This is a genomic window from Thermoanaerobacterales bacterium, from assembly GCA_030019475.1.
Classification (GTDB): Bacteria; Bacillota; Desulfotomaculia; order Desulfotomaculales; family JASEER01; genus JASEER01.
This window is the reverse complement of the sequence record JASEER010000019.1, coordinates 1-20,596: the sequence shown is the minus strand read 5'-3', so window position 1 is coordinate 20,596 and position 20,596 is coordinate 1. Positions and strand designations below refer to the sequence as shown.

The window sequence follows — 20,596 nt, the reverse complement described above, 5'->3', positions numbered from 1 at the left end:
GGACATCCGGCATCGCCCCCACGGAAAAACTGTTTATAATTATACGAATGTATGTATAATAATGCAATACCCTTTTAGAGTGTCTTTACCCGTGCTTTTCCCGTGACGTGCACGGCGAAGCCGCAGAAAGCGCACCGGTTATCCTCCGTCAGGTGGACGGCGTGCACCAGGTAGCCGTCCCGCTCGATGACAGCCTTCCCGCATTGTGGGCAGTAAGTGCTTTCCGCCTCCCCGTCCCGCATGTTGCCCAGATAGACGTAGGACAGCCTCTCGCGGGCGATCGTCCAGGCGCGGCGCATGGTCTCCGGCGGCGTCGCGGGGAGGTTTAAGCGATAGTTTGGGAAGTACCGTGAAAAGTGCAGCGGGATGTTCCGGTCGACGCCCGCCACCCAGTCGACGAGGCGGGTGATCTCCTCGGGGCTGTCGTTCAGGCCGGTCACCAGGAGGGTGGTCAGTTCCACGTGGCAGCGCGGGGCGGCCAGTTCCACGGTCCGCAGGACCGGCTTCAGGAAGCCCCGGCAGGTCCGGCGGTAGTATTCGTCGGTGAAGGCCTTAACGTCGATGTTCATGGCATCGACGTAGGGCAGGAGTTCTTTGAGCGGCTCCTCCTCGAGAAAGCCGTTGGTCACCAGGACGTTCACCAGGCCCTTCTCGCGGGCCAGCACGGCCGTGTCCCGCACGAACTCGTACCACACCGAGGGCTCCGAGTAAGTGAAGGCCAGGCCGATGCAGTGCCTGTCCCGCTCGGCCAGGGCCATGTCCACCACCCGCTCCGGCGCCACGGCGACGGACTCCGGCTCGCCGTGCGCGATCTCCCAGTTCTGGCAGAAGCGGCAGTGCAGGTTGCACCCCCAGGTGCCGAGGGAGAGGATCCAGTGCCCCGGGTAGAACTGATAGAGGGGCTTCTTCTCAATCGGGTCCATCGCCAGGGAGGTGACCTCCCCGTAGTTCCTTGCCTCCAACCGTCCGTCCCGGTTAAACCGCACGCGGCAGATGCCGGCCTTCCCCGGGGCGATGACGCAGCGGTTCGGGCAGAGCAGGCAGGCGACTTTACCTTTCTCGCGGACCTCGTAATAAGCTGCTTCACGGACCACTGCGATACCCCCTACCGGTAGCGCTTGACCTCAAAACGTTCCAGCTTCACCGGTTCGTCCGGTGAAAGGCCGGCCTTTTGCCGGGCGATGGCTACCTGTTGCTCAGCCGTGTCGATGCCCTCCAGGTCCGGGAGCAGGAGCCCCGAGCGGCCCCGCGCGCGGACGATGACGCCGTAGCGCTTGGGGTCAAGCTGGTCCAGGCTGTCCACCGGCTCCGGTTCGCCCAGAATGTCGACGGAATAAACGATCTCGTCCAGCTCATCGATCTCCACCGGGAAGAAGCGCGGGTCGCGCGTCCCGGCCGAGACGGCGTTCTCCATGACCTCCTCGGCCGCCGTGGGGCGCGTCGGGGCGATGGTCCCGATGCAGCCGCGCAACTGCCCGTCCTTCTTCAGCGAAACGAAAGCCCCGGCCGGACGGCGGAATTCGGGCGGGATCTCCCCCGGGTCGGGCGGCGCCTCTCCGCGCAGGTAGTTCTCCAGGCTCCGGCGCGCCAGGCGGACAATGTAGCTCTCCCCTTCCCGCCGCGCCTCCACCGCCTTCCTCCGTTGGGTGATCAGGCGGTCCAGCAACCGCCGCTCCTCGTCCGGCTCCCCGGGTTGGAGCGCGGCCACCATATAGCCTACGCCGAACGGTCCCTCGTAGGAGAGCACCTCGCTGGCAAAGCGGTGGCCGTCCAGGGCGCCGAGCATCATAATCATCGAGCGCAGGCCGCACTCCCCGGCGCATTCGGCCAACACCTCGTCGAGGGCCAGCAAGCGCTCAATCTCCCCCGTCCGGAAGATCTCGACCACCGTGGCGTCGAACTCCTTGCCCCGCTCGTGGAACCCGGCCGGGGCATCGGGCGTCAGGCGGTGGGACAGGTCCCCGCTGGCCACCAGGGCCGCCTTCCGGCCCAGCCTCTCCGCCGCCCGCCGCACGGCGACGCCGAAGGCGTACAGCCGGTCCCGCGGCATGAGCGACATCCCGACCGCCAGGAGGGGGAGATCCGCCCCGCCCCGCTCCAGCCAGTAAAGAGGCGCCACGAACCCGTGGTCAAGCTCCGTGGAAAGGTCGCGGTAACGCCGGGCCAGGCCCTCGTCGATGGCCACGATATGCAGGTCGAGGGCACGGGCCTCCCGCCCGATAGCCTCGGCCAGCTCTAGGTCGGTCGTCCGGTCCACCGCCGCTTCGGGTGCCCCGAAGCGGCCCAGGTCACCACCGGACCGCGGAGTAATGATGAGCCCCACGGCGTCGCTGAAGACCGGCCCGTGGGGGCTGATGATCACCAGGGTTTCGGCACCGCTCTCCTTGATCCGGCGCCCTAATTCCCGCAGGGCGTCCTGGGTGGCCCGGACCTTCCCGGCTTCGCCCCTGCCGACCTCCGGGACCATAATCGGGGGGTGCGGCACCACGCCACAGAAAACAATACCCATGGCCCCCGCCTCCTTCCGACGAATTCGGACACCTTAATTACAGTTTCCATAACAGTATTCTATCCCCGCGCCCTGAAATTTACCAGTCCCGCCCAGGCATTGCCACTCATAGGGCAGACTGTTCCAGGCAAGCTAAAGCCGAAAGGAGGTGGGCGAATGCCTAAGAAGAATGACAAGAAAGCAGAAAGGCCGCGGACCACGGCCTTTGAAAGCGTGATCGGAACGCCGGCCCGGGGCGGCGAGGAGATCACCACCGGGCAGAACCCGGACGAGATCGCCGAGCGCGCCGGTACCAACGTCGAGTTCAAGGGTTAGCCCCCCAAGGGCTGACCCTTCTTTAATGCCTAATGCTTTGAGCTTCTACCTGCCTGGGTAGTACCCGAGCGATTCCGCAATCACCGCCGCCCCGAAGTATAGTACTACCGCCAGATAAGGTAACAGCGCCAATACCCCCAACCGTTTCCGCCCCCGGTACACAAACAGCATAGCCGTGAAGTGCAGTAGCGGCGTGGAATAACCGAGGACCTTAAAAACAACTCTCTCCCGGACGGTACGAACGCCTCTCGATCCTGCCTGTGACCTATGCCCGAACGGCTTGTATCACCTCTACTAACGAAGTGATGATCAGATATAGGATCTCGAGCAGAAAGACGGCGGCTACAACCTTGCCGAACCGCCCAAGCCGGCGCAGAGCGCGGCCCTGCTGCCAGGCACCCTCGATCGGGTCGTAAATCTGCGCGTTAGGGTTGCCGCGGCTCCCGCACTCCCTGCAGATGCCGTTTTCGGTCACCGGGCCCCCGCAGTAGGGACAGAGTTCTTCCGGCACATCCATTCGAAAACATCCTCTCGCGCCATTCCCGACAGAGCTGATTCACTGCCCCAATACGAGCGCTCCCAGCCATCCGAAGAAGCCCGCCACCGCCGCCAATAACAGCCAGGCCGGCCAGGGTCTCCGCCGGTGGACCGCCAGGGCTCCGCCCAACAGGCAGAGGGGCAGGAGAGGGCCAATGAGGTGGAAACGCGGGGTCATGAACAGGTAATACGAGAAGGGCAGGGACAATACCGCTCCGGTGATGAGCAGGACCGGCCGCCGCCAAACGATGCCGGCTCCGGCCAGGATTAATGAGAGAGTGATCGCCGGCCAAAACAACAGGGTTAGTAAGGCATTGTCCCCCGAGGACGTACGCGGGTGCGCCGGGACCCGGTTGGACCAGGCGGTCAGTTGACTGATAAAGTCTCCCGCCGGTTTTGGTTCGCTCCACCGGACATTCTCGACCAGGCTTTCGTTGATCCCGTAAACGCCCGCGGGACCTCCCAGAAACATATAAACGCCCCGTTCACCCCGTTCCGTGAACATCGACGGGCAAAGAAGCACGACCATTTCCCGGTTCAATTCGGGGTGGAACTGTTCGGCCGCCACCTGTAACGGGCTTGTGGGATCCAGGCAGCGTACTGTTACCGTATCTCCCGTGAGGGCGATTTTACCCTTGTAGACTTCCGACGCTCTGAAAGTGTAGTCCCGGACCACGGCCTCCTTGCGCTTTCCGTCGACCATAAAAGCGATTGACTTGGGTGCGGATCTTTCCACAAACATTCCCCTGGCCACGATATCGGCCGAGTGAAAAGCCTGCTCGTCGGTCAAGGCTATATAACTGGCCATGCCGCTCCCCGGTCCGGCAAGCGCCAGGATCAGGGCCGCAAGCAGCGCCGCCCATTTTAATTGACGTCCAAGCCGGGAGAACATCTCACCTTCCCCCTCTCACTCTCCCTCAAATTCTAATATGTAGACGCCGTTGGGCGGCGTTCGGATAGTGGCCAAAAGTGCAGGTTTTGGGAGCCGGCGCCCCATCGAAACCATTACCCGTATCTGGCACGGATGCAGCCCAATCGCATCCGGCAGTCAAGGGAGAAGCTTAGTTGTATAACCCCTCCACTCTGGTCACGGCAGCCAGCATACCTCGCTGGTACTTAGCCGGCAACTCCTTCTAACGATCATATTTCGCTGCAAGGTCCGGGTTGGCCAGCTTGTTTAACGCGTCATTCAGGGTGTTTCTAATTACAGTGCACTGAGGTTTCAACTCTTTGTTTGTCCCGTAGCGGCCATTGCCAAGATAGGTAAGCCTAGTAACATCAATTAATTTCATGTAAGCCTCATCGATTTCTCTAAGAAGAGGATCAGTCTCAATTACGTCCTGGGGAAACATCTTGCGGAAAACCTGGTGGTAATTGACAAACTCCTGATGCATTGCTTCGGCCCAGGCACAGAAATCACCTACATCCTGACCATAGTTCTCGGTAATGCGGCGATCAATTTCTGGAAGCGTCTCAGACAACAATGATTGTAAGTTCTCTGGTTCTTTCTGGGGTATTTCCACCACGATTCTCTCTTTTGGCGGAACCACAGCTCTACCCGTCCAGTAACCTCCGGCAAAGACGATACAAACCAGGGCTACTCCGGCAATAACTCTTTTCATGCAAGTCATCCTTTCTGGGTTACCACCTTTTTAGAGTAAACAAAACTGAGATGGACCCCATTGTCAGGACACATTTTTGATCGAGTTTAAGGTGGGTTTTATATAGACGCCGTTGGGCGGCGTTCGGATTGCCGCATTCTTATAGAATTAATCCCGCCGCGGCCCGTTAACGGACAAATCAGCCTGCATATTTACAGTACTGATGGGGTTGACAACCCCTTGTCCGGCATGTTACTGTTTCTGGCAACTAAATAGGTTTAGCCAGACGAGATGAGGGGTTCCCCCAGGGGGAACGAGGATTGAGCTTAGCGGAGCGGAGTAAGGCTGTCACCTGGGCCGATGCTCGCCATGCTGAGTATCGGCTTTTTGTTTTTGCGGGAGGGGTAAAGGCCTTGATTTATCCCCGGTACGAAGAGTTCCGGGAATTCGCCCGGACATATAACATCATTCCCCTGGCAGAGGAATGGCTGGTGGACACCGAGACGCCGATCTCGGTGTTTCAGAAGCTTTCCGCTACGCGCAAAGTGGCCTTCCTTCTTGAAAGCGTCGAGGGCGGCGAAAGGATGGGCCGCTACTCCTTCATCGGCCTTGATCCCGCCTGGGAGTTGCGCATCAAGGACGGACAGTCAGTCCTCAGCGGGAAGGACGGGCAGGCAGCCGCTCTCGACGGGCACCCGCTTGACGTCCTGCGCGGGTTGATGGCCCGTTATCGCTCCGCCCCCTTCCCCCGGCCGCTGCGCTTTCACGGCGGCGCCGTGGGCTATCTGGCCTACGACTTTGTGCGTTACCTGGAGCGGCTCCCGGCCGCCAACCCCGACGACCTCGGCCTGCCAGACGGTTTCTTCCTGTTCCCCAGGACCGTCCTGGTCTTCGACCATCTCCGCCATACCCTGACGGTCGTCCACAACGCCCCCGTCGAGGGAGATCCGGCGGAAACATTTGACGCGGGGTGCCGGGACATTGCCGCCGTCCGGGAACTGCTGGCCCGGCCGGTGGGCGTTTCACCGCCCGAGACGTGGGAACGGCCTCCGGCCGCCCTGCGACCCGGAGAAGACCACGTCCGGTTTGCGTCGATGGTCCGCCGGGCGAAGGAGTACATCCTGGCCGGGGACATCCTGCAGGCCGTGCTCTCCCGCCGCGTCTCCGCACCCTTGAGGGAGGCCCCGCTGACGGTGTACCGGCATCTGCGCAGCCTCAACCCCTCGCCGTACATGTTCTACCTGGACGCGGGGAACCACGTCATCCTCGGCGCCTCCCCCGAAATGCTCATCCGGGTGGAAAACGACCGTGTCTTCACCAGGCCCATCGCCGGCACGCGGCCGCGCGGGCGGGACGCCGCCGAGGACGCGGCCCTCGCCGCCGAACTCCTGGCCGATCCCAAGGAACGCGCGGAGCACGTGATGCTGGTCGACCTGGGCCGCAACGACCTGGCCCGCGTTTGCCTTCCGGGTTCGGTGCGCGTCAATCAGTTAATGGAAGTGGAGTACTACTCCCACGTCATGCACATCACCTCCGAGGTGGAGGGGCAACTGGCGCCCGGTTTCGACGCCCTCGATGCCCTGGCGGCGGCCTTCCCGGCCGGCACGGTCAGCGGGGCGCCGAAGATCAGGGCCATGGAGATCATTGAAGAACTGGAACCGGAAAGGCGGGGTATCTATGCCGGAGCGGTGGGCTACTTGAGCCTCTCCGGCGACCTCGACACCTGCATCGCCATCCGCACGCTGGTGATCAAGGACGGGACGGCCTACGTCCAGGCCGGGGCCGGCATTGTCGCCGACTCCGACCCGGACAGGGAATTCCAGGAGGTCTCTCACAAGGCCGCCGCCCTGGTCCAGGCCATCGGAAAGTGAGTTGATGAACCCCGTGCTGCTGATGATCGACAACTACGATTCTTTTACCTACAACCTGGTCGACTACATCCGCGGCCTGGGGGCGGAGGTCGTCGTCCGGCGCAACGACAGCCTCGACCTCGCCGAGGTCAGGAAGCTGGCGCCGTCCCGCATCGTCCTCTCCCCGGGCCCGGGCTCTCCGTCGACGGCGGGCATCTGCCTCGACTTGATCCGCAAGATGGCCGGGCGGGTTCCGATCCTGGGCGTGTGCCTCGGCCACCAGGCGATCGGGCAGGCCTTCGGGGGACGGGTCGTGCGCGCCCCGGCCCCGGCCCATGGCAAGACCTCGTTGATTTCGCACGACGGCCGCACCGTGTTTCACGGCCTGTCGAACCCGTTTACGGCAACCCGCTACCATTCGCTCGTCGTGGAGGAGTCTTCCCTGCCGGCCTGCCTGGAAGTCAGCGCCCGCGCCCCCGACGGGCTGATCATGGGCTTGAGACACCGGGAGTTCGCCGTTGAAGGGGTCCAGTTCCACCCGGAGTCCATTCTTACCGAGGGCGGCAAACAGCTTCTGAATAACTTCTTGCACAGTGGAGATGGGAGGAGACGAGATGATCAAGGAAGCCATAGCCAGGATTATCGCCGGTGAGGACCTCAGCCAGCAGGAGGCCGAGGAGGTGATGACCCAGATCATGTCCGGGGAGGCCACGGCGGCCCAGGTGGGCGCCCTGCTCGCCGCCCTGCGTTTAAAAGGGGAAACCCCGGACGAGGTGGCCGGGTTTGCCCGGTCAATGCGCCGCCACGCCACCCCCGTCCACACCGGCCGTCCCTTCGTCGTCGACACCTGCGGCACCGGGGGCGACGGCCGGCACACCTTCAACATTTCCACCACAGCCGCCTTTGTCGTGGCGGCGGCGGGGGTTCCCGTGGCGAAGCACGGCAACGTCTCGGTCTCCAGCCGCTGCGGGAGCGCCGACCTCCTGCGCGCCCTGGGCGCCGACCTGGAGCTGGACGCCCGGGAACTGGGACGTTGTCTCGACGAGGTCGGGCTGGCGTTTTTGTTCGCCCCCCGCCTGCACCATGCCATGCGCCATGCCGCCGGGCCCCGGCGGGAAATCGGTATCCGCACCGTTTTCAACATTTTGGGCCCGTTGACCAACCCCGCCTGCCCCCAGGCGCAGGTCCTCGGCGTTTACAGCCCTGAAGCGGCGGCCCTGGTCGCCCAGGTCCTGGCCCGCCTCGGCACCGATCACGCCTTTGTGGTACATGGGGCCGGGGGGCTTGACGAAGTCTCCTCCGTGGGCCCGGCCCAGGTCTGGGAGGTCGTAGGGGACGAAGTGGCGTACCGCGTCATTGACCCGGCCGAACTGGGCTTCGCCCCGGCTCCGCTGGAAGCGCTCGTGGGCGGGGACCCGGCCGCCAACGCCGCGATCACGCGCCGCGTCCTGGCCGGAGAAACCGGACCGCGGCGCGACACCGTGGTCTTTAACGCCGCCCTGGCCCTGCTGGCGGCCGGCGCCGCGGAGGACCTGGCGCACGCCGTCGGCCTGGCCGCCGGGGCCATTGACAGCGGAGCCGCGATGGCCAAGATGGAGGAGTTTATCGCTTTCACGGGAGGGCTTCAAGGTGCTTGCGGAAATCCTGGCGCATAAGCGGCTCGAGGTCGCCGAAAGGGAAATCAGTCATCCCCTGGAGAATCTGTTGCAGCAAAAGCGCCCGCGCCCGCCCCGGCCCTTTGCCGCCGCCTTGCGGCAAAGACCCGCTCCGGCGCTGATCGCCGAGATCAAATGGGCATCCCCTTCCGCGGGGTCGATCCGCCCCGTGGGCGACCCCGCGGCCGTGGCGCGCATCTACGAGGAAAACGGTGCGGCGGCTGTATCGGTGCTGACCGACACGCCCTTTTTCCGGGGGCACCCGAGCCACCTGCCTGCCGTCAGTGAAGCCGCCGGCCTGCCCGTCCTGCGGAAGGATTTCATCATCAGTCCCTACCAGGTCTACGAGTCCCGGGCTCTGGGAGCGGACGCGGTCCTGCTCATCGTCGCCGCCCTGGACGCCGGCGGCCTGCGCGAACTGCTGGAAGTGGCGCGCTCCCTGGAAATAGAGGCCCTGGTCGAGGTCCACGATGAGCGGGAACTGTCGCAGGCCTTGGACGTAGGGGCGACACTGCTGGCCGTCAACAACCGCAACCTGAAGACAATGCGGTGCGACCCCGGAACCTTCCCCCGCCTCGCCCCCCTGGTTCCCCGGGACATCACCCTGGTCGCCGCCAGCGGGATCGCCACGCGGGAGCAGGCACTGGCGGCCGCCCGCGCAGGCGCGGACGCCGTCCTGGTCGGGCAGGCCCTGATGGCCTCCCCGGACATCGCGGCCGCTGTTCGCAAGCTTAGCGGGATGGAGGCATAAAGGATGGTCCGGGTGAAGATCTGCGGCCTGCGGGACGAGGCCTCGGCGCGGGCCGCCGTGGAAGCCGGCGCCGACGCGCTGGGGTTCGTCTTTGCCCCCAGCCCTCGCTATATCGAGCCGGAGGCGGCCCGGGCGATTATCGCCGGGTTGCCCCCCTTCGTCTGCACGGTCGGCGTCTTCGTCAACGCCCCCGCGGAAACGGTGCGGGCCGTCGCCGCCCGCTGCCGCCTGCAGGCGCTCCAGTTCCACGGCGACGAGCCCCCGGACTACTGCGCCTCGTTCGACCGCCCGGTTATTAAAGCTCTGCGTTTCCGCGGCCCGGAGGACCTGGCCGGCATTCAACGCTACAATGTTCAGGCCGTCCTGGTGGACGCCTTCGTCCCCGGCCGGGCGGGGGGCACGGGACACGCCCTGGACTGGGAGAAGCTCCGGGATCTGCACTGGCGCCGCCCTTTGATTCTGGCCGGGGGCCTGACGCCGCAGAACGTCGCCGCGGCCATCGCCGCCGTCCGCCCCTGGGCCGTGGACGTATCCTCGGGGGTGGAAACCGGCGGCGCCAAAGATCACGACCAAATCCGGGCCTTTATCCGCAACGCTAAAGGAGGGACGTGTTAAATGCTCCCTAATGAGCGCGGCTACTACGGCCCTTACGGGGGCCGGTTCGTCCCCGAGACCCTGATGCCCGCCCTGGAAGAGCTGGAGGCGGCCTACAAGGAAGCCCGCAACGACCCGGCCTTTGCGGCCGAGATCGAACACTACGGGAGAGAGTACATAGGGCGCCCGAGCCCGTTCTATTACGCCCGCCACCTGACCGGGCACGTCGGCGGCGCCCGGATCTACCTCAAACGGGAGGACCTGAACCACACCGGGGCGCACAAGATCAACAACACCATCGGGCAGGCCCTGCTCGCCCGGCGCATGGGCAAGCGCCGCCTGATCGCCGAGACCGGCGCCGGTCAGCACGGGGTGGCCACGGCCACCACGGCGGCCCTCTTCGACATGGCCTGCGACATTTTCATGGGCGAGGAGGACATGCGCCGGCAGGCCCTCAACGTCTTCCGCATGGAACTCCTCGGCGCCCGCGTCATCCCGGTGACCACCGGCAGCCGCACCCTGAAGGACGCCATGAACGAGGCCCTGCGCGACTGGGTGGCCACCGTCCGGGACACCCACTACCTGATCGGCTCGGTCGCCGGCCCACACCCTTACCCGATGATCGTCCGCGACTTCCAGGCCGTCATCGGGCGGGAAGCGCGGGAGCAGTCCCTCGCCGCCCTCGGGCGCCTGCCGGATTACGTCATGGCCTGCGTCGGGGGCGGGAGCAACGCCATGGGCGTCTTCTCCGCCTTCCTGGACGACGACGTGCGGCTGGTGGGCGTCGAGGCCGCCGGGCACGGGCTGGACACGGGGGCGCACGCGGCGACCCTCGCCGCCGGCCGGCCGGGGGTGCTCCACGGCTCCCTGAGCTACGCACTTCAGGACGGGGACGGGCAAATCCTCATCGCCCACTCCATCTCGGCCGGCCTGGACTACCCCGGCGTGGGGCCGGAGCACAGCTACCTGAAGGACACGGGCCGCGTGACCTACACCTCGGCGACCGACGCCGAGGCCCTCAAAGCCTTCAGTCTCTTGAGCCGCACCGAAGGGATCATCCCCGCCCTGGAGAGCGCCCACGCCCTGGCGGAGGCCGTCCGTCTGGCCGCCGAACTCGACCCGGACAAGGTGATCCTGGTCAACCTCTCCGGCCGGGGCGACAAAGACGTTGAGACCGTCCGTCGGGTGATCTCAACGGACGCGGGAAGTAAACCGTAAGGCACAGAGCACATGACCTGATACGGAGGGTTTAGGATGCGCCGTATTGAAGCAACATTCAACGGGCTTCGGGAACGGGGCGAGAAGGCGCTGATCACGTTCATCACCGCCGGGGACCCCGACCTGGAAACCACCGCCGCCCTGGTGCGGGCCATGGCCGGGGCGGGAGCGGACATCATTGAACTCGGGGTCCCGTTCTCCGAGCCGGTCGCCGACGGTCCCGTGATCCAGCAGGCTTCCCAGCGGGCCCTGGACGGGGGCGTGACCCTGCGCGGCATTCTGGAAACGGTACGCGCTCTGCGGGAGGATGTCGAGCTGCCGCTGGTCCTGATGAGCTACTACAACCCCATCTACCAGTCCGGCCTTGACCGTTTCGCCCGGGAGGCGGCCGCCGCCGGCGCCGACGGGCTGATCGTCCCGGACCTGCCCGTCGAGGAAGCCGGCCCGCTCCTGGCCGCGGCCGACCGGGAAGGACTGGCCCTCATTCCCCTGGCCGCTCCCACCTCGACACCAGCCCGTCTGCGGCGCATAGCCGCATCGGCGCGCGGTTTCCTGTATTGTGTCGCGGTGACAGGGGTTACCGGGGCGCGGCAGCGGCCTGAAGAGGTCCGCGGACTCGCCGCCAGGGCGAGGCAGGCCTGTTCCGTGCCTGTCGTGGTCGGCTTCGGGGTCGCCACGCCGGCCCAGGCCGCGGAGGTCGGGACCCTGGCCGACGGGATCGTGGTGGGCACGGCCATCGTCCGGGAGGTGGCCGGGGGCGGGCCGGACATGACAGCCCGCGTGGCCGGTCTAACGCGGGAACTCAAGGCCGCCCTGCCGAGGGACCGGATCCGGTAGGCAGCTTGTCCGGCGGGGAACCGGACGGCGGCGCGGCGGGGGCGCCGGGTTGCCGCAGCGGCGCGGCCAGCATCTCAAAGTTGTAGCGCCGGAACTGATCCCTCAAGGCCTGCTGCGCGGCGTAAAGGGCCCGGTGAACGGGGCATTTGGAGGTAAACCTCTTGTTGCACTCCTCGGGGGATATCAGGCAACGGTTAAGCCTTACCGGGCCCTCCATCGCTTCGATGACATCCAGCATGGTTATCTCGGCCGGCGGCCGCGCCAGGGAGTAACCGCCCTTCACTCCCCGGTGGGACCGCACAATGCCGGCCTGACTAAGGGTGCGCAGGATTTTAAGCACAAAACGCATCGGTATACGTTCGTCTTCACTGATTGTTTTGCCCTCCACCACCTGCCCCGCAGGTAACAGCGACAGGTACAGGACCGCCCGGAAGGCGTAGTCGGTGGCCCGGTTCAGTATCATTCCTTCCTCCACCCCTCTGGGAAAACTCCCCTGCACTATTGACATTGAGAGCCGCTTGGAATATATTAAAACACAACAAAAGTATACTCTGATAGTATACATTATAAACGTCTTTTCTCTCTAAAGATACTGCTATTTCTGCAGCAACGCCATCACCGCGTGGAAGGAGGGATAGTTCTTCTACAGGCCGGGGAGAAAGCGACACAAACACGACGAAAAAGGTTAAGGGAGGGGAGAGACTGTGGAAGCGCTCCTGCTGGCGCGGTTGCAGTTCGCGGTAACCTCGAGCTACCACTTTCTGTTCGTTCCGCTGACCCTGGGGCTCTCGGTCCTGGTCGCCGTTATGGAGACCATCTACGTGCGGACCGGGGACGAAGTCTATAAGAAGATGGCCCGCTTCTGGGGGAAGCTCTTTCTGATCAACTTCGCCATGGGCGTCGTCACCGGAATCGTACAGGAGTTCCACTTCGGCATGAACTGGTCCGAATACTCACGCTTCGTCGGTGACGTCTTCGGAGCCCCACTGGCGATCGAGGCCCTGGCCGCTTTTTTCCTTGAATCCACTTTTCTGGGCATATGGATCTTCGGATGGGATAAACTGCCCAAAGCTTTGCACGCCGCGACGATCTGGCTCGTGGCTTTCGCTTCCAACCTTTCGGCCTTCTGGATCCTGGTGGCCAATTCCTTTATGCAGGAACCCGTGGGTTACGCCATCCGTAACGGCCGGGCGGAAATGACCGACTTCTTCGCCCTGCTGGGGAATCCCCACGTGTGGTACCAGTTCCCGCACACCGTCCTGGCCGGTTTCATCACCGCCGCCTTCTTCATGATGGGCATCAGCGCTTACCACCTGTTGCGGAAGAGCCACCCCGACGTTTTCCGCCGCTCTTTCCGGCTCGGCCTGACGGTGGGCGTGGCCGCCGTCCTCCTGGTCGGCGTTATCGGGCACTTCCAGGGGCAGCACCTTGTCCACTCCCAGCCGATGAAGATGGCTGCGGCGGAGGCGCTCTGGGAGAGCGCGGATCCGGCGCCCTTCAGCCCGGTGGCGCTGATTGACGAAAAACAGCAAGCCAACCCCTTTGAGATCCAGATCCCGGCCTTCGGGAGTCTTCTCGCCCACAACTCCCTCAGCGGCGAGGTCAAAGGCATCAAAGAACTGCAGGCCGGGTTCGAGTCGCGTTACGGGCCCGGCAACTACATCCCGCCGGTGACCTCCGTCTACTGGAGTTTCCGCCTGATGGTCCTCTGCGGGCTGTGGATGGCCTTCATCACCCTGTACAGCCTGTACCTGTGGCGCAAGGGCCGGCTGGAGGCCAGGACCTGGGTGCTGAAGGCTCTGCTGTGGAGCATCCCCGTTCCCTATATCGCCAACACCGCCGGCTGGTTCATGGCCGAGGTCGGCCGCCAGCCCTGGATCGTCTACGGGCTGCAGCGGGTGCAGGAGGCCGTTTCCCCGTCGGTTTCCGCCGGCGCCGTTCTCGCCACCCTGCTCTCCTTCACTTTGATCTACGGGGTCCTGGCGGTGGTGGACGTGTACCTCCTCGCCAGGTTCGTCAAGCAGGGTCCCGAGGCTGAGACGACGCCCGTACCGCCGGGCGCCCCGAGGGAGGTGTCGTTATGGACCTAAATGTTCTCTGGTTCCTGCTCATCACCGTCCTGTTCGCCGGTTTCTTCTTCCTGGAGGGCTTTGACTACGGCGTCGGTACCCTGCTGCCCTTCGTCGGGAAGAACGATGTTGAACGGCGTGTCGCCGTCAACACGATCGGCCCGTTCTGGGACGGGAACGAGGTCTGGCTGCTGACGGCCGGCGGGGCGATCTTCGCCGCCTTTCCCCACTGGTACGCCACCCTCTTCAGCGGATTTTACCTGGCGCTGTTTCTGATTCTCGTCGCCCTGATCATGCGCGGAGTCGCCTTCGAGTTCCGCAGCAAGACGGACCAGCCCGGGTGGCGCCGGTTCTGGGATTGGATGATCTTCCTGGGAAGCGCGCTGCCCGCCCTGCTCTGGGGTGTGGCCCTGACCAACCTTGTCCGGGGAGTGCCGGTCAACGCCGCCATGCAGTACGTGGGCGGCTTCTGGGACCTCCTGTCCCCCTACACCCTGGTCGGCGGGCTGACGACGCTGTCGCTCTTCACGCTCCACGGAGCCCTGTTCCTCAGCCTCAAGACCGAGGGCCACGTGCTGGAGCGCGCCCGCCGGGCGGCCTCGCTGGCCGCGGCCGCGGCCGTCCCGAGCCTGCTCCTCCTGGTCGTGCTCAGCTACGGCCAGACCGACCTCCCGGCCAAGCCGGGCCCCGCGTTCGTCTTCTGGGCGGCCGCCGCGGCGTTGCTCCTGGCGGCCTGGTTTGTCCGCGGCCGCAGGTACGCGCAGGCCTTCGCCGCCAACGGCCTGGCCATCGTCCTGGCCACCGCGGCCCTGTTTGCCGGGCTCTTCCCGCGGGTGATGGTATCGAGCCTCAACCCGGAATGGAGCCTCACGGTCTACAACGCCTCGTCCAGCCCTTACACCCTGAAGGTCATGACCATCGTCGCCCTGACCCTCGTTCCCGTCGTGCTCGCCTACCAGGCATGGACCTACTGGGTCTTCCGCCGGCGGGTGACGGTAAGGGACCTGGAGTACTGAGCGGAGCCGGCGGGGGCCGGGACGGAAACGCGGCGGTGATTGGATGATTGACAGGCGTCTGGTGAGGGAGGCGCGGCAGGTCCGGTTTCTTCTGGCCCTGGCCGTCGGTCTGGGGACGGCGTACGGCCTGCTGGCCGTCCTGCAGGCGGGGTGCCTGGCGCGCATCGTGGACCGCGTTTTCCTCGGGGGAGAGGGCCCGGCGGCCGTCCGGCCCCTGCTGTCGGTCCTGCTCGGGGTGATCGTCCTCCGGGCCGTGCTGGCCTGGGCGGGCGAAACCGCGGCCCACGGCTGCGCGGCCCGGATCAAGCACTCCCTGCGACGGCGGCTTTTGGCCCACCTCCTGGCCCTCGGGCCTGCCTACGCCAGGGAGGAGCGGGCCGGCGAACTGGTAAACGTCCTGGGCGAGGGCGTCGAGGCCGTGGACGCCTTCTTTTCCCGCTACCTGCCCCAGCTCGCCCTGGCCGCCCTCTCCCCGCTCGCCGTCCTGGGTTTCGTCTTCCCCCTAGACCCTGTTTCCGGGCTGATTATGCTTCTTACCGCGCCCCTGATTCCGCTCTTTATGGTCCTTATCGGCAAGTGGGCCGAGGCCCTCAGCCGGCGCCAGTGGGAAACCCTGAGCCGGATGAGCGCGCACTTCCTGGACGTCATCCAGGGCCTCACCACCCTCAAGGTATTCGGCCGGAGCAAAGCCCAGGCGGAGATCATCGGGCGGGTGAGCGACGACTTCCGGGGGGCCACCCTGGGGATCCTGCGGGTGGCCTTCCTCTCGGCCCTGGTGCTGGAGTTCGTGGCTACCATCAGCACCGCGCTGGTGGCGGTCACGGTGGGCATCAGGCTGGTGTACGCCCGGATGCCCTTCGAGGAGGCCTTCTTCATCCTGCTCCTGGCCCCTGAGTTCTACCTGCCCCTGCGGCTCCTCGGCGGCGGGTTCCACGCCGGCATGGCGGGGGTGAGCGCCGCCGGGCGCATCTTCGCCATCCTGGAGACCCCGGCGCCTCCGACGGCGGCGGCAGGAAACGGGGCCCCCGTACCCAAGGGCGGTATCGAGATCCGTTTCCAGGATGTGCATTACGCCTATGAAGGCGGGGCAAGACCGGCGCTGCAGGGCGTTTCCTTTGGCGTTTCGCCGGGGGAACGGGTGGCCCTGGTCGGCCCCAGCGGGGCCGGCAAGAGCACCGTGGCGCACCTGCTGCTGCGCTTTCTCGAGCCCGACCGCGGCCGCATCACCGTCAACGGCCTCCCCCTCTCGGAGATCCCCGCGGAAGAGTGGCGCGCCCGCGTCGCCCTGGTCCCCCAGGACCCCTACATCTTCTACGGCACGGTGTCGGACAATATCCGCCTCGGCCGTCCCGGCGCCTCCGCGGAGGAAGTCAGGAAGGCGGCCGAAGAGGCAGGCGCCCACCGGTTCATCGCCGAGCTTCCCCGGGGGTACGACACTCCCGTCGGCGAAGGGGGGCTGCGCCTGAGCGGCGGGCAGGCCCAGCGCCTGGCCGTCGCCCGGGCTTTCCTGAGAGACGCCCCCGTGTTGATCCTGGACGAGGGGACGGCCGGCCTGGACCCGGCCACCGAGAGCGGCGTCCTCGAAGCGCTGGAACGGCTGGCACAAGGCCGTACGGTGCTGGTCATCGCCCACCGGCTGAACACCGTTCGCCGCGCCGACCGCATTCTCGTCCTCGACCGGGGCCGGGTGGCGGAGGCGGGGCGGCACGCGGAACTTATGGAACAGCACGGGGTTTACCGCCGCCTGGTCGCGGCATACGGAGGTCCGGCATGAAAGTCTTCCTTCGCCTGCTCGGCTTGATCGCCCCCCACTGGAAGGCTATGCTCCTGGCGACCTTGCTGGGCTTTCTGACCGTGGGCAGCGGCATCGGGCTGATGGCCACCTCCGCCTTCCTCATCGCCGGCGCGGCGCTGCATCCCCCCGTGCTGGACCTGATGCAGGCCATCGTCGGGGTACGCTTTTTCGGCATTTCCCGGGCCGTGTTTCGTTACCTGGAACGCTACGTCTCCCACGACGCCACCTTCCGGGTGCTCAGCCGGCTGCGCGTCCGGTTTTACCGGGCGCTGGAACCCCTGGCGCCGGCCCGGCTGGTCGATCTGCGGAGCGGTGACCTGGCCGGCCGCATCGTGGCGGACGTGGAAACGCTGGAGCAGTTCTACCTGCGGGTCCTGGCGCCTCCCCTGGTGGCCCTGATGGTTCTGCTGGGGACCTTCCTTTTCCTGGCCTGGTTTGACCTGCGCCTGGCCGTGGCCCTGCTGGGCTTCTTTGTGGCCGCGGGGGTGGCGGCGCCCCTGGGCATTACGGCCCTGGGCCGGGGGCTGGGCCGGCGGGCGGTGGAAACCCGGGCGGCGCTGATCGCCCGCCTGGTGGACACCGTCCAGGGTATGCCCGAGATCATTGCCTTCAACCAGGCCGGGCGGCAACAGGAGCAGGTTGACCGGCTGAGCGGGAGCCTGGTGGCGCTTCAGGGGCGGGCGGCCGCTTTGGGAAGTCTTTCCGGTGCCCTGGTCGGCCTGCTGACGCACCTGGCGATGTGGACCGTCCTGGTACTGGCGATCCCTCTGGTGGCAGACGGCCGGATCGAGGGCGTCCACCTGGCCATGCTTGCCCTTGCGGCCGCAAGCAGCTTTGAGGCCGTCCAGTCCCTGCCGCTGGTCTTCCATCACCTGGAGTCAAGCCTGGCGGCGGCCAAAAGACTGTTCGCCGTAACCGACGCCGTCCCCGCGGTCGCGGCTCCCCCCTCCCCCGCGCCCGGGCCCTTAAGGTTCGACATCCGCGTCGACAACCTTCGCTTCCGTTACGGCGGGGACGAACCGTGGATCATTGACGGGCTCTGTTTCGCTCTACCGCAGGGGCGCGCGCTGGCCATTGTCGGCCCCAGCGGGGCCGGCAAGAGCACCCTGGTCAGGATCCTGCTGCGTTTTTGGGATTATGAAGAGGGATCGGTCCGGCTCGGTGGACATGAACTGAAGGCTTACGACCCGGAGGACCTGCGGAGCCTGATCAGCGTGGTCACCCAACAGACCTACCTCTTTAACGCCACCATCCGGGAAAACCTCCTGATCGCCCGGCCGGGGGCCGGTGAAGAGGAGATCGTCGCGGCGACCCGGGCCGCCCGGATCCACGACTTCATTGAAGGCCTTCCGCTGGGCTACGACACCTGTGTGGGCGACAGGGGCCTGAAGCTTTCGGGGGGCCAGCGCCAGCGCCTGGCGATCGCGCGGGCCATACTGAAGGACGCGCCCGTTCTCCTGCTCGACGAGCCCACCGCCTCCCTGGACGCGGTGACCGAGCGGGAGGTGATGGAGACCGTCCGCCGCCTGACGGCCGGGCGGACCACGCTCCTGATCACCCACCGGCTGGCGGGCCTGAACCTGGCGGACGAGATCCTGGTGCTCGACAGGGGCCGGGTCGTCGAGCGGGGACGGCACGAGGAACTCCTCCGCCAAGGCGGCCTCTACCGGCAAATGTGGGAGCTGCAGACCCGGTTTTAACCGCCCGACGCGCGTATGGGCGCAGCCGTGCCGGCGCGGGTTTACCCCGCCCCGGCTGGGCTTCGGAGGACTTCCTGTGCGCCCTCAGGAACCTGATCGTCTGACTATACGTATCGCGCCGTTCTTCCCTTCTCAACGAACAAGACCACCATTATTTCCGCATTGAACAGTTTGTCGGCATCCGGTGGGGCGGACTGGAAAGAATCGGTTTATTCAGCACTCACAAGAGCAATCCTTACTGAGAACCTCGGGTCCTGGAGAGATGGGGTCGAAAAGATAGTCATCCTAATGGGTGACGCGCCGCCTCACGCTCCCGAGCCGTTTACCGGCTATACCGAGGACTCAGTGGTAGCAACGGCCGAATCTGTTGACCCGGCAATCATCTATAGTATTGTCATCGGCAATGACTCTGAAACTTACGAGTCCTTCTCTCGCTTGGCCCAGCGAACGGAGGGTCACGTTTTTTCAGCCGCTACCGCCAGTGAAGTGGTGCAAGCGATTCAGGATGCCATTGGGGCAATAACAAATCCGCCCACGGATAACAGACCGCCCGACTGCACCGGAGCCACACCCAGCATCTCCAGGCTTTGGCCCGCCAATCACAAGATGGTGGACATCAACATCCTTAATGTTGTCGACCCTGACGGTGATCCGGTAACAGTAACCATAACCGGCATTACTCAGGATGAGCCGGTGGATGACAAAGGTTCGGGAAACACCAGGCCGGATGGGGCTGGGGTAGGAACGGACAAGGCTTCAGTCCGAGCGGAGCGTTCAGGAGACGGCAACGGACGAGTGTACAAGATCACGTTCGTTGCGACCGACGGGAAAGGCGGCGAGTCTTTCGGGTCAGTACTTGTGTATGTTCCACACGACCAGGGAGAGAACACTGTTTGTGTTGACGACGGACAACTGTACGATTCTACTCATTGATAATTCTAAAGGGGGTGGCCGCGCTGGCCACCCCCTACACTATTGACGTTTTCGGAATATACTGCTCACTATAATGTATAAGCAGTAATACTCGTGGATTCGGAGGTCTTGTCACGTGAGTCGATGGTTTCCTACATGGAGAGAGTCCAGGTGGTGGATACTAGGAGGAGTTTTGTACAGCTTTGTTTCCACCATCGTCGCTCTGATTTCGCCCTTTGTTTACATCCCTTGGTGGGAAAAAATCTACTTGATCGCCCCGTTTTATTGGGAGAGCTATATATTTGATAACTTCCAGGAGAGGCTGGACATCGATCCTGTAGTAGAGGAATTGGTATTCGTATTCCTCTTTCCAGCACTACTTGGTGGAGTCCTTGGTTACGCTTTAAGGCTGCTGGTCCGGATCACTCTGCGGAGGTAGCATCTTAGGCTGTTCCTTTTTGGGAGGTTACTTACGTGCAACGATGGTTTCCTACGTGGAGAGAGTCCAGGTGGTGGATACTGGGCCGCAAGAGGCGCGCCTGGGCATTAGCAACTACTTGGACTTCTACAATCACCGACGCGTACATCAGGCGCTGGACTACCAGACTCCGGCCGAAGTGTACTTTGAGACAGCCAAAGGGATCAAGCCAAGTCTTCCAGGCATCCCCATCAATGGGAGTTGACGAAGCATCTCAAATCAGGATAACTACCATGATTAACCACTAGGGAAGGAGGAAACCCACCTTAAACTTCGTCAAAAATGTGTCTTGACAATGGGGTCCACCTCATTGTTCTTGCTTTAAGCATCTCCTCTTCAGCCATCTGGATCTGGTGGTCAATCTTTGATTGCTCAGTCACGTTTGTCTTCGGATGTAAGCTCTCTCGCGAGTTTCCTCTTATTCATGTAGTTCGCCACAGCCAGAAAGGCACAGACAATTATGGTGTACACTATCGAGGAAAGCAGTGTGCTAAGTATCCACAAGAGCACCATGGGGTTTATACAGGCCCCCCCTGTGTCGGTGATGGCGAATGCCAAAAACGCTGCAAAACACAGCAACCCATTCATCACCAGACCTAGAAAATAGACAAGGATCTTACGACTTGACCTAAGTACGAGCACAGCTAGCATAACGTACATTCCAATGATCAGAGCAACTTCAATGAGCAGGTTCACTTCACGAGAAGGCCAAGACATTGGAACAACCACCGGCCAGACATAAGCAGCAGCGACCCATAA

General features: G+C 64.2%; 20 protein-coding genes and 1 pseudogene. 14 read left to right on the top strand and 7 right to left on the bottom strand.

Features of this window, described 5'->3' with window-relative positions; translation table 11 throughout:
- Positions 1-74 precede the first annotated feature (74 nt).
- Both amrS and amrA read right to left on the bottom strand, forming a co-directional pair.
- Positions 75-1,094, bottom strand: a complete 1,020-nt coding sequence (gene amrS, locus QMC81_06585) for an AmmeMemoRadiSam system radical SAM enzyme (protein ID MDI6907134.1) — start codon at positions 1,092-1,094, stop codon at positions 75-77.
- 11 nt (positions 1,095-1,105) lie between these two features.
- The gene (gene amrA, locus QMC81_06580) at positions 1,106-2,509 is read right to left on the bottom strand and encodes an AmmeMemoRadiSam system protein A (GenBank protein MDI6907133.1); all 1,404 of its coding nucleotides are present in this window, start codon (positions 2,507-2,509) and stop codon (positions 1,106-1,108) included.
- Between the two features lie 156 nt (positions 2,510-2,665).
- On the opposite strand from amrA, the gene QMC81_06575 reads away from it, so the two are divergent.
- Complete coding sequence (locus QMC81_06575; protein ID MDI6907132.1) at positions 2,666-2,824, top strand: hypothetical protein; 159 nt, start codon at positions 2,666-2,668, stop codon at positions 2,822-2,824.
- Positions 2,825-3,089: 265 nt separating this feature from the next.
- On the opposite strand, the gene QMC81_06570 is transcribed toward QMC81_06575, so the two are convergent.
- The 3 genes from QMC81_06570 to QMC81_06560 all read right to left on the bottom strand — a co-directional run bounded on the left by QMC81_06570 (position 3,090) and on the right by QMC81_06560 (position 4,983).
- Positions 3,090-3,341, bottom strand: a complete 252-nt coding sequence (locus tag QMC81_06570; GenBank protein MDI6907131.1) for a hypothetical protein — start codon at positions 3,339-3,341, stop codon at positions 3,090-3,092.
- 39 nt (positions 3,342-3,380) lie between these two features.
- Entirely contained in the window at positions 3,381-4,253 is an 873-nt protein-coding gene (locus QMC81_06565; protein MDI6907130.1) for a hypothetical protein, read from the bottom strand.
- A gap of 241 nt (positions 4,254-4,494) precedes the next feature.
- Entirely contained in the window at positions 4,495-4,983 is a 489-nt protein-coding gene (locus tag QMC81_06560; protein ID MDI6907129.1) for a hypothetical protein, read from the bottom strand.
- A 392-nt stretch (positions 4,984-5,375) separates the two neighbouring features.
- Between QMC81_06560 and trpE the strand changes: the two genes are divergently transcribed.
- The 7 genes from trpE to trpA are packed head-to-tail and all read left to right on the top strand — an operon-like array spanning position 5,376 to position 11,867.
- The gene (gene trpE, locus QMC81_06555) at positions 5,376-6,833 is read left to right on the top strand and encodes an anthranilate synthase component I (protein ID MDI6907128.1); all 1,458 of its coding nucleotides are present in this window, start codon (positions 5,376-5,378) and stop codon (positions 6,831-6,833) included.
- 13 nt (positions 6,834-6,846) lie between these two features.
- On the top strand, positions 6,847-7,464 hold the full coding sequence (locus QMC81_06550) for an aminodeoxychorismate/anthranilate synthase component II (protein MDI6907127.1): 618 nt from the start codon (positions 6,847-6,849) through the stop codon (positions 7,462-7,464).
- On the top strand, positions 7,427-8,467 hold the full coding sequence (gene trpD, locus QMC81_06545; protein MDI6907126.1) for an anthranilate phosphoribosyltransferase: 1,041 nt from the start codon (positions 7,427-7,429) through the stop codon (positions 8,465-8,467). Before QMC81_06550 ends, trpD begins: the two co-directional genes overlap by 38 nt.
- Entirely contained in the window at positions 8,442-9,218 is a 777-nt protein-coding gene (gene trpC, locus QMC81_06540) for an indole-3-glycerol phosphate synthase TrpC (protein ID MDI6907125.1), read from the top strand. Before trpD ends, trpC begins: the two co-directional genes overlap by 26 nt.
- A 3-nt stretch (positions 9,219-9,221) precedes the next feature.
- A complete protein-coding gene (locus tag QMC81_06535; protein MDI6907124.1) occupies positions 9,222-9,833 on the top strand; it encodes a phosphoribosylanthranilate isomerase in 612 nt (203 codons plus the stop codon).
- On the top strand, positions 9,834-11,030 hold the full coding sequence (gene trpB / locus QMC81_06530; protein MDI6907123.1) for a tryptophan synthase subunit beta: 1,197 nt from the start codon (positions 9,834-9,836) through the stop codon (positions 11,028-11,030).
- Positions 11,031-11,066: 36 nt separating this feature from the next.
- Entirely contained in the window at positions 11,067-11,867 is an 801-nt protein-coding gene (gene trpA, locus QMC81_06525; protein MDI6907122.1) for a tryptophan synthase subunit alpha, read from the top strand.
- Here trpA and QMC81_06520 read toward each other — a convergent pair.
- The gene (locus tag QMC81_06520) at positions 11,833-12,330 is read right to left on the bottom strand and encodes an Rrf2 family transcriptional regulator (protein MDI6907121.1); all 498 of its coding nucleotides are present in this window, start codon (positions 12,328-12,330) and stop codon (positions 11,833-11,835) included. The two genes, trpA and QMC81_06520, sit on opposite strands and share 35 nt — an antisense overlap.
- Before the next feature lie 241 nt (positions 12,331-12,571).
- Between QMC81_06520 and QMC81_06515 the strand changes: the two genes are divergently transcribed.
- The 6 genes and pseudogenes from QMC81_06515 (at position 12,572) to QMC81_06490 (ending at position 19,798) form a co-directional block, all read left to right on the top strand.
- Positions 12,572-13,957 carry a cytochrome ubiquinol oxidase subunit I gene (locus QMC81_06515; GenBank protein MDI6907120.1) on the top strand — a complete coding sequence of 462 codons (1,386 nt, stop codon included), beginning with the start codon at positions 12,572-12,574 and terminating at the stop codon, positions 13,955-13,957.
- Positions 13,948-14,952 (top strand): cytochrome d ubiquinol oxidase subunit II, encoded by a 1,005-nt coding sequence (gene cydB, locus QMC81_06510; protein ID MDI6907119.1) that lies wholly within the window; start codon positions 13,948-13,950, stop codon positions 14,950-14,952. Before QMC81_06515 ends, cydB begins: the two co-directional genes overlap by 10 nt.
- Positions 14,953-14,995: 43 nt before the next feature.
- Positions 14,996-16,726: a thiol reductant ABC exporter subunit CydD gene (gene cydD, locus QMC81_06505; GenBank protein MDI6907118.1), complete on the top strand. Its 1,731-nt coding sequence runs from the start codon at positions 14,996-14,998 to the stop codon at positions 16,724-16,726.
- Positions 16,723-18,447, top strand: a complete 1,725-nt coding sequence (cydC, locus tag QMC81_06500; protein MDI6907117.1) for a thiol reductant ABC exporter subunit CydC — start codon at positions 16,723-16,725, stop codon at positions 18,445-18,447. Before cydD ends, cydC begins: the two co-directional genes overlap by 4 nt.
- Before the next feature lie 135 nt (positions 18,448-18,582).
- A pseudogene (locus tag QMC81_06495) lies at positions 18,583-19,380 on the top strand (hypothetical protein).
- Positions 19,381-19,552: 172 nt separating this feature from the next.
- On the top strand, positions 19,553-19,798 hold the full coding sequence (locus tag QMC81_06490; protein ID MDI6907116.1) for a hypothetical protein: 246 nt from the start codon (positions 19,553-19,555) through the stop codon (positions 19,796-19,798).
- Between the two features lie 411 nt (positions 19,799-20,209).
- On the opposite strand, the gene QMC81_06485 is transcribed toward QMC81_06490, so the two are convergent.
- On the bottom strand, positions 20,210-20,596 hold a 387-nt coding region (locus QMC81_06485; GenBank protein MDI6907115.1), incomplete at its 5' end, for a hypothetical protein.

Excerpts from the sequence above, each read along its gene's own strand:
- cydB (MDI6907119.1), top strand. The coding sequence starts at position 13,948 with ATGGACCTAAATGTTCTCTGGTTCCTGCTCATCACCGTCCTGTTCGCC.
- QMC81_06560 (MDI6907129.1), bottom strand. The coding sequence starts at position 4,983 with ATGAAAAGAGTTATTGCCGGAGTAGCCCTGGTTTGTATCGTCTTTGCC.
- cydC (MDI6907117.1), top strand. The coding sequence starts at position 16,723 with ATGAAAGTCTTCCTTCGCCTGCTCGGCTTGATCGCCCCCCACTGGAAG.
- trpD (MDI6907126.1), top strand. The coding sequence starts at position 7,427 with ATGATCAAGGAAGCCATAGCCAGGATTATCGCCGGTGAGGACCTCAGC.
- QMC81_06575 (MDI6907132.1), top strand. The coding sequence starts at position 2,666 with ATGCCTAAGAAGAATGACAAGAAAGCAGAAAGGCCGCGGACCACGGCC.
- cydD (MDI6907118.1), top strand. The coding sequence starts at position 14,996 with ATGATTGACAGGCGTCTGGTGAGGGAGGCGCGGCAGGTCCGGTTTCTT.
- QMC81_06535 (MDI6907124.1), top strand. The coding sequence starts at position 9,222 with ATGGTCCGGGTGAAGATCTGCGGCCTGCGGGACGAGGCCTCGGCGCGG.
- trpA (MDI6907122.1), top strand. The coding sequence starts at position 11,067 with ATGCGCCGTATTGAAGCAACATTCAACGGGCTTCGGGAACGGGGCGAG.
- trpB (MDI6907123.1), top strand. The coding sequence starts at position 9,834 with ATGCTCCCTAATGAGCGCGGCTACTACGGCCCTTACGGGGGCCGGTTC.
- QMC81_06570 (MDI6907131.1), bottom strand. The coding sequence starts at position 3,341 with ATGGATGTGCCGGAAGAACTCTGTCCCTACTGCGGGGGCCCGGTGACC.
- QMC81_06520 (MDI6907121.1), bottom strand. The coding sequence starts at position 12,330 with ATGATACTGAACCGGGCCACCGACTACGCCTTCCGGGCGGTCCTGTAC.
- amrA (MDI6907133.1), bottom strand. The coding sequence starts at position 2,509 with ATGGGTATTGTTTTCTGTGGCGTGGTGCCGCACCCCCCGATTATGGTC.
- QMC81_06565 (MDI6907130.1), bottom strand. The coding sequence starts at position 4,253 with ATGTTCTCCCGGCTTGGACGTCAATTAAAATGGGCGGCGCTGCTTGCG.